Origin of the sequence: Desulfosporosinus sp. I2 (assembly GCF_000960765.1) — a bacterium.
Taxonomy (GTDB): Bacteria; Bacillota; Desulfitobacteriia; order Desulfitobacteriales; family Desulfitobacteriaceae; genus Desulfosporosinus.
In genome coordinates, this window is the sequence record NZ_JYNH01000049.1 from 23,618 (window position 1) to 30,483 (window position 6,866).

Below are 6,866 nucleotides of genomic sequence, written 5' to 3' on the forward strand. Positions count from 1 at the left end.
TTGTAACCTAAGCCAACGATTGACCAAGTTCCAACAATCTGAATAATAAAGATAGAACACGCACCAAAACTGAAAGGTAGTTTATTGTTTCCTAGACAGGTTTCCCCATATTTCGCGAGAGAGTTATGAGATGATTAGGCATCTTGTAATTTCGTTTAAATGATAAGATGCTGTTTCCAATGGCTTCGTAGATAACCTTACTGGATAATGTTTTGAACGAGATTTACAGATAGGGAGTATTACCGACTTGAGCCGTATGTTTTGAGAGGAACAAGTACGGTTCTTAGGGGAGAAGGGAGCCGAGAGGCTCCTGACTTACTCGACTAATAAATATTATTTATGAACAGTTAAGTTAGAAAATTATATACTGTTCACAGTATGGAGAAATGATATGAAACAAAGAATACATATTTTAGGAGCTTCTGGGTCAGGAACAACATCAATTGCTAAGAATGTTTGTAGTAAGCTTGATTATGCACATTTTGATTCTGACAATTACTTTTGGGAAAATACAAAAGAACCTTTTACAGTAGAAAGAAATAGAAACGAGTGTTTGCAACTAATGCAAACCGATTTAACGAATTGTGACAAATGGGTTCTTAGTGGTTCGCTTTCTGGATGGGGTGACATCTTAATTCCCAAATTTGATTTAGTTGTTTTCGTGTATGTGCCACAAGAGATTAGAATTGAACGCCTGAAACTGCGAGAACACGAAAGATATAGTGATAGAATTCTGTTAGGTGGTGGAGATAAATATGAGGATAGTAAAAGTTTTATAGAATGGGCAGAAGCCTATGATAGCGGGACGAGAAATGGACGGAGTTTATCAAAGCACAAGGCATGGTTAACAACGGTAAAATGCCCTGTAATTGAAGTTATCAATTATGATTTAGACAATAGTGTTGAACAGGTAATGCTTGCTATTGAAAAATAAATATCAACACCTCAGTTAAGCATAATATGAAGTTAAGATAGTACGCATTCTTCATAGCAAATTATCCGAAGTTAGGCGCAAAAAAGCTCAAGCCCGAATCAAAGCTTGAGTAACTTACAACAGATATCTTGAGGATTAAACTTACCTAACTTTGGATAATTACAATAGCACGAAACCGCGACGGGTTATGCTCGATTATGGGGATTGAATATTTCATCTCCCTTCTAATTTATATTGATTTTGAGAAAAACACAGTAGCAAGTGTATCGGAACAGCTCCAATCATACTGAAACAGACATAACTTCCCCCTCCCCATTACAGGGCACTTCTTAAATACATGCAAATTTAGTATTAGCAGGGGGAGATTTCCCCAAGCTCATAAACCGTTTGGATTTTTCCGATCCGCAGTTAGGACATTTAGATAAGTCTATTCCTGTGATCTTCTGGATGAGTTGAAGCGTAGAGGCTTTTTCTTTGGTTACTAGAGGCGTATGGGTAAGCTGTTGCAAATCTTCAGTTTGGTGGTTTTGTTACGATTACCAAGCAAGCCGTAGTGTCTAATTTTCATAAATCCACTCGGCAGGATATGAATAAGAAATCCGCAACACAGAATTTGCGCCACTTAGCCAATATGAAAGAGGTATGGCGCGGCGCAAATTCTTAAACGTTATCTGAAAGATGCCGAGGGGGCGCGCCGTCCATGGCGCGGCGCGAAATGCGTGTGGAGTTTTGAAGGAGTTAACGAATGAGCAGAAGACTTATAAACGGGATAAGCATGATTACTCTCATCAGCTTTCTTATCTTAGGAGGTTGTTCCCAGCTTACAAATAAATCAATTAGCGAGAGGGTTGACCTATATTATAAGAAGTTTGAACCCTCAAACAAAGGGAAATTACAGATTCTGGCCCAAAAACCAGTGGATGATAAGATGTTGGTTTTAGCCAAGAAATACTCTGGCGATGGACATTCCTATACAGAATTATTTCTTATCAACAAGGACAACGTTCTAGAGAAAAGGGCACAGGGACTAACACCAATTAGTATGTGTTTTAGTGCAAATAAGGTGGATACCCAAAATAGGACAATTGTATATGGAAATTTTAACAATTCGAAATGGGACATGAAATCGGATACCAAGAAACCTGTGGATATTCAATACATAATAGTCAAGTTCGAAAATGGAGAAACCATAAAAGAGAACGTGGATAAGGGATATATCGTTTATTCATCGACTCAATCTGAATTGAAGTCCATTGAACTCTATGATGCCAGTGGGCAACTACAAAGTGATCTTAATGAAATCGGAAACTCTGAAAATATGGAATTCGTGGATGTTAGCTTACAGATTTAATATTCAAGGGGATGCCGTCCATGGCAACCTCTGAGTCTGGGGTCGGCATCCTTCAGATAACAGCGAATTACCGACATTCCCTTTGCCACGGCATTTGCAGGATGGGGAAGAATTCAGAGGCAAATGCCGCGCCAATCCCTATGGGCCGGCAACGTCGGTAATTCGCGGGACGTTATGTGTAATGTCCGTTCTGGGTTAGTTTTATGGGTCCCTAACGGTTACATAAAAAAGGACCTCTTCCAAAAGTGGAGAGATCCTTCCAGTTACCCGTTTTCACTAATAAATTGAATAAAGGCTTCTTCGATATTGGCGAAGTCACTTGGATGAAGTGATCCTATCTTGAATTCAAGTTGGGAAGAGCTCAATAATATAGCTTTTGCAACTCTGGCCGTGGACTTGAATCTGAGATTATCATATTGCCAGTATATAATCGGAATATCATATTTATCATTAGTTCGAGGTGCTGTTTTTGTGACCTTAATTACTAGAACTTCTAGACGATCTGAATTAAGGATTATTACGGGTCGGGAAATATATTGGGAATTATCTTCTTCAAGAGGGAATTTAGCAAACCATACGTCACTGTCAACAATGATCATTTTTCTTTTAATTCCTTATACATTTCATCCCACTCGTGTTCTTCACGCCAAGGATCATCTTTTGGAATAACTGTAACGCCAGCGTCATTTTGAGTAGTATTAGATTTGGCGATTCTGTTTATTAAATCTTTGTTTTTATTTACGAACTCTGCAAAGTCTTTTTCCGCGCTCTTTTGAGGTAATGGCATATTATCCTTCTCCTCGTGATCACATTTCTTATCCATATCATACCATCCTTTATATGCTTGTATCAATAAGTATTATGCCCATTTAAAGGAAACTAGAAGGTTTAGGTAGAATTCGTTTAATTGATGCTTGCAAGACGGACACTACACATAACAGAGGGTTTGCGACATCGGAGAAAACATTTTGGGTAGTAACCCGACGTCGCAAACCCCCTGGACGTTATATGACATGTCCGGAAAAGAGAGGGAGAAAGCCATGAAAGTAGTTGAACTTAAGAATGGAGAAATGGTTTCAATAAGGGAGACAGTCAAAGAGGATGCCAGCAGAATTATCGATTACTTATGCATGGTAGCGGGAGAAACGGATTTCCTTACTTTCGGACCTGGCGAGTTTCTTCCTACATTGGATCAGGAGGTTGTAGCTATCGAGGAAATGCTAGGCGCCTCAAAAAAAACTATGACAGTTGCGGTAGTTAACAATAAGATCATAGGTTGCATGAGTTTCTCAGGTGGAACTCGACCTAGGGTACAGCACACCGGAGAACTCGGTATATCTATTCTTAGAGATTACTGGGGACTCGGTGTCGGTACTGCAATGATGGAGTATTTGATTGACTGGGGCAAAGATTCAAAGGTTATACGGAAATTTAACCTACGAGTTAGAGATGATAACACCCGAGCAATTACTCTTTACAAAAAGTTAGGATTTATTGAAGAAGGAATAACTACTAGGGAGTTTTATATAAACGGAAAGTTTTTCGACTTTGTTCGGATGGGACTGTGTATCGACTAATTAATACTGGCTAAAAAAGTTGGGGTATTCGTTTGTGGCGGACACGTCATATAACAGAGGGTTTGCAACATCAGAGCTGGACATTTTGGGTAGTAACCCGACGTCGAAAACCCTCGGGACGTTATATGAAACATGGCCTGGTGAATGTAAAGGCCAATATGAATGTAGTATGGCGCTACGGGAACACACAGAACATTATGTGAAACTCCCGGATACTGGGAGGATTACCGGTCATTTCGAGAAAATAGTAAGACAATTGAATGTGGGAGGGAATGGCATGTTTGACAGAAATAAAACAGTTAAACTCATTTTTGATGTATTACAAGTCGTGGTTTTTTCCTTTGTATTTTATTGGGGACTACGAGCGACAGTGGCCGACGCTCGAGTTGTACCAACACCCTCGATGCTTCCCACAATCCAACTACAGGATAGATTGATCGTTGACAAAATATCATACGAGTTTTCAGAGGTTAAGAGAGGGGACGTTGTTGTATTTCGCCCCCCATCAAACGTAGACCAGAGTGGAAGGGATTGGGTTAAGCGTATTATCGGACTTCCCGGTGAAAAAGTTGAGATTAGGGACGGTAAAGTCTTTATCAATGAAAAAGAACTCACTGAACCATATGAACTGGAGAAGCCTGACTATACATACGGCCCTATTGTGGTTCCGGAAGGGTCGTATTTTGTCTTGGGAGATAACCGAAACAACAGTAAGGACAGTCACTACTGGGGTGAATTATCCAATCAAAACATCGTTGGCAAGGTATTCATTCGATATTGGCCACTTGATCGTTTTGGATCTTTAGCAAAATAACAAAATGTAAGTTACTAAAACTTAGCCATGAATACGTTAAATGAACTTTAGCGTTCGCCCAAGATAAGATTACTTGAGTACGCATTTGGGGCCCGGGTGCATCACATAACAGAGGGTTCGCGACATCGGAGAGAATATGAATGTAATAACCCGACGTCGCAAGCCCTCGGAACGTTATGTGAAATCTGGCTATCGGGGTAATTTTTTGTGATGGGGACGGCCCATTTAACACACATTTAAAACAACATAGTATTGCTCAAAATGACTACTCTTAAGCGAAGAATAGTCATTTTTAACTTAGATACCCTGATTGAAATATGGAAATATGGAAAAGGTCATAGATTTTTCTTTGGTTAAGTGATAAACAATAAAATAATATTGATAAACAATAAAAATATATTGATTATAAGAAACTTGTTGTATATAATCATATTGGAAATACAGTTATAGGAGGATTTGCAAGCATGGTAATTTTAGATCAAAAAGGTTTTTCGGGCATAGTTAAGCATATATTGGACCTTATCTTTTTAGGTGGGATTGGTATTTTCTTGAGCTTGCCATTTGCTTTGAAATGGTATTTAGGACTTATGTATACGCGAACCAGTGAAAACTACTCTTTCTTATTAGGATTTCTATTCGTAACTGGAATATTTGCTTTAACTGTGGTTAATGAAATAAGGAAATTATTAAAGAACTTAAATAAGAAAAATCCCTTTATTATGGATAACGTAAGAAGTCTGAACCGAATCGCTATTTCTTGTCTGCTAATTGCAGTATGTTATGTTTTTAAAATAATTTTCTATAATTCTTTTTTGACCATCATTGTAACCATGGTCTTCATCATCACTGGATTCTTCTCGATTATCCTAGCAGAAGTTTTTCGACAAGCTGTGGCTGTAAAAGAAGAAAATGATTTAACAATATAATGGAGGCGCACTATGTCAATTATTGTAAACCTTGATGTGATGATGGCAAAACGAAAAATTAGCTCATCAGAACTTGCTTTGAAAATAGATCTTACTCAGGCAAATTTATCAATTTTAAAGAACAATAAAGCAAAGGCCATACGCTTTTCGACCTTAGAGGCAATCTGTAAAGCATTAAGTTGCCAGCCGGGAGATATTTTAGCTTACGAAGAGGATGATATCTAATCTTGAAATGATTATCTTGAAAAGGGGCAATCATCATGGAGGATTTAGTAATAGTTCAAGAGGAAAAGGCTGATATAACTGTCGTTAAAAAGGAAGAAATATACATCCTTATTTGTTCAGTCTTGTTAGGGGTACTCTTTGACATTTTATTTTATAAAAAACCACTAGGGATTTCATACCCGCTTTTTGTAATCGCCTTTTATATGGTTTTTTTAGGGAATCTGCGCCACAAGATTGCGTTCAAATTTGGTTTCGGATGGCTCTTGAGCGTTCCTATAATCGCATTGTCATCAACATATTTTCTCTTCTCAAATCAAATTTTTGCTATGTTTAACTTTTTGATAATACCTTTTTTGATTGTCGCTCAAACTATACTCATCAATGAGGATAATAATTACAAATGGTTTGATACTCGATTTATTAAGGATATAGTTTATGGGATTTTTAGGCGTGCATTTGGCGATACCGTTAAACCCTTGGTCGTAGGATTAAGCTCGATGCGTATTAGAAAGAATGCCGAAAAACATGTGGTTATCCGGAAAGTTTTGATCGGATTGACAATTTGTATTCCTCTCTTAATGATTATCATTTCTCTGCTGACGTCTGCGGACAGGGTCTTCAAGCATTTCATCGATGAAATATTAAGTTCGTTTGTAAGAATTGACTTAAGTGATTTTCCGTTACAGGGATTGCTTGTTTTACTCATCAGTATGATTATATTTAGCTATACGTGGAGTTTTTTAAAACCCAAGGATAGCATGCCAAATCAGATGCAGCCAGGAGACACGGAATCGATTAAAAGTAATTGGGATTCAATCATCTCCATAACGATCTTGAGTGTGATTAATTGTGTTTACTTAGTATTTTTATTGATTCAATTTGCCTATATGTTTGGCTCCCTCAATAATGCTTTACCGCCAGATTTTACTTATGCAGACTATGCGCGAAGAGGTTTTTTTGAGTTATTAATGGTTACCTTAATCAATTTTAGTCTTTTGATGAGCAGCATTAGATTCACCCGAAAAGACGGGAAGTTAGT

At 37.9% G+C, this 6,866-nt stretch carries 9 protein-coding genes and 1 pseudogene; 7 read left to right on the forward strand and 3 right to left on the reverse strand.

The features are described 5' to 3' along the window. Positions 1-391 precede the first annotated feature (391 nt). Complete coding sequence (locus UF75_RS12720; protein WP_045574972.1) at positions 392-934, forward strand: AAA family ATPase; 543 nt, start codon at positions 392-394, stop codon at positions 932-934. A 329-nt stretch (positions 935-1,263) separates the two neighbouring features. Here the strand turns inward: UF75_RS12720 and UF75_RS27105 are convergent. After that, positions 1,264-1,532: pseudogene (locus UF75_RS27105) on the reverse strand (transposase); the annotation flags it as partial. Between the two features lie 147 nt (positions 1,533-1,679). Between UF75_RS27105 and UF75_RS12725 the strand changes: the two are divergent. Continuing rightward, positions 1,680-2,285: a hypothetical protein gene (locus UF75_RS12725; RefSeq protein WP_045574973.1), complete on the forward strand. Its 606-nt coding sequence runs from the start codon at positions 1,680-1,682 to the stop codon at positions 2,283-2,285. Positions 2,286-2,548: 263 nt separating this feature from the next. Here UF75_RS12725 and UF75_RS12730 read toward each other — a convergent pair whose 3' ends face one another. Both UF75_RS12730 and UF75_RS12735 read right to left on the reverse strand, forming a co-directional pair. After that, the gene (locus tag UF75_RS12730) at positions 2,549-2,884 is read right to left on the reverse strand and encodes a type II toxin-antitoxin system PemK/MazF family toxin (RefSeq protein WP_045574974.1); all 336 of its coding nucleotides are present in this window, start codon (positions 2,882-2,884) and stop codon (positions 2,549-2,551) included. Continuing rightward, positions 2,881-3,108, reverse strand: a complete 228-nt coding sequence (locus tag UF75_RS12735) for a hypothetical protein (RefSeq protein ID WP_045574975.1) — start codon at positions 3,106-3,108, stop codon at positions 2,881-2,883. Before UF75_RS12735 ends, UF75_RS12730 begins: the two co-directional genes overlap by 4 nt. A 145-nt stretch (positions 3,109-3,253) precedes the next feature. On the opposite strand from UF75_RS12735, the gene UF75_RS12740 reads away from it, so the two are divergent. From UF75_RS12740 to UF75_RS12760, 5 genes are all read left to right on the forward strand, one after another. Next, complete coding sequence (locus UF75_RS12740; protein ID WP_348983052.1) at positions 3,254-3,862, forward strand: GNAT family protein; 609 nt, start codon at positions 3,254-3,256, stop codon at positions 3,860-3,862. A 34-nt stretch (positions 3,863-3,896) separates the two neighbouring features. Beyond that, positions 3,897-4,676: a signal peptidase I gene (gene lepB, locus UF75_RS12745; RefSeq protein WP_348983053.1), complete on the forward strand. Its 780-nt coding sequence runs from the start codon at positions 3,897-3,899 to the stop codon at positions 4,674-4,676. A 464-nt stretch (positions 4,677-5,140) separates the two neighbouring features. Next, the gene (locus UF75_RS12750) at positions 5,141-5,602 is read left to right on the forward strand and encodes a DUF2975 domain-containing protein (RefSeq protein WP_045574976.1); all 462 of its coding nucleotides are present in this window, start codon (positions 5,141-5,143) and stop codon (positions 5,600-5,602) included. A gap of 12 nt (positions 5,603-5,614) precedes the next feature. Beyond that, the gene (locus UF75_RS12755; RefSeq protein ID WP_045574977.1) at positions 5,615-5,827 is read left to right on the forward strand and encodes a helix-turn-helix transcriptional regulator; all 213 of its coding nucleotides are present in this window, start codon (positions 5,615-5,617) and stop codon (positions 5,825-5,827) included. A gap of 35 nt (positions 5,828-5,862) precedes the next feature. After that, positions 5,863-6,866 (forward strand): DUF4153 domain-containing protein (locus tag UF75_RS12760; protein WP_045574978.1); only part of this gene is annotated, 1,004 nt, incomplete at its 3' end.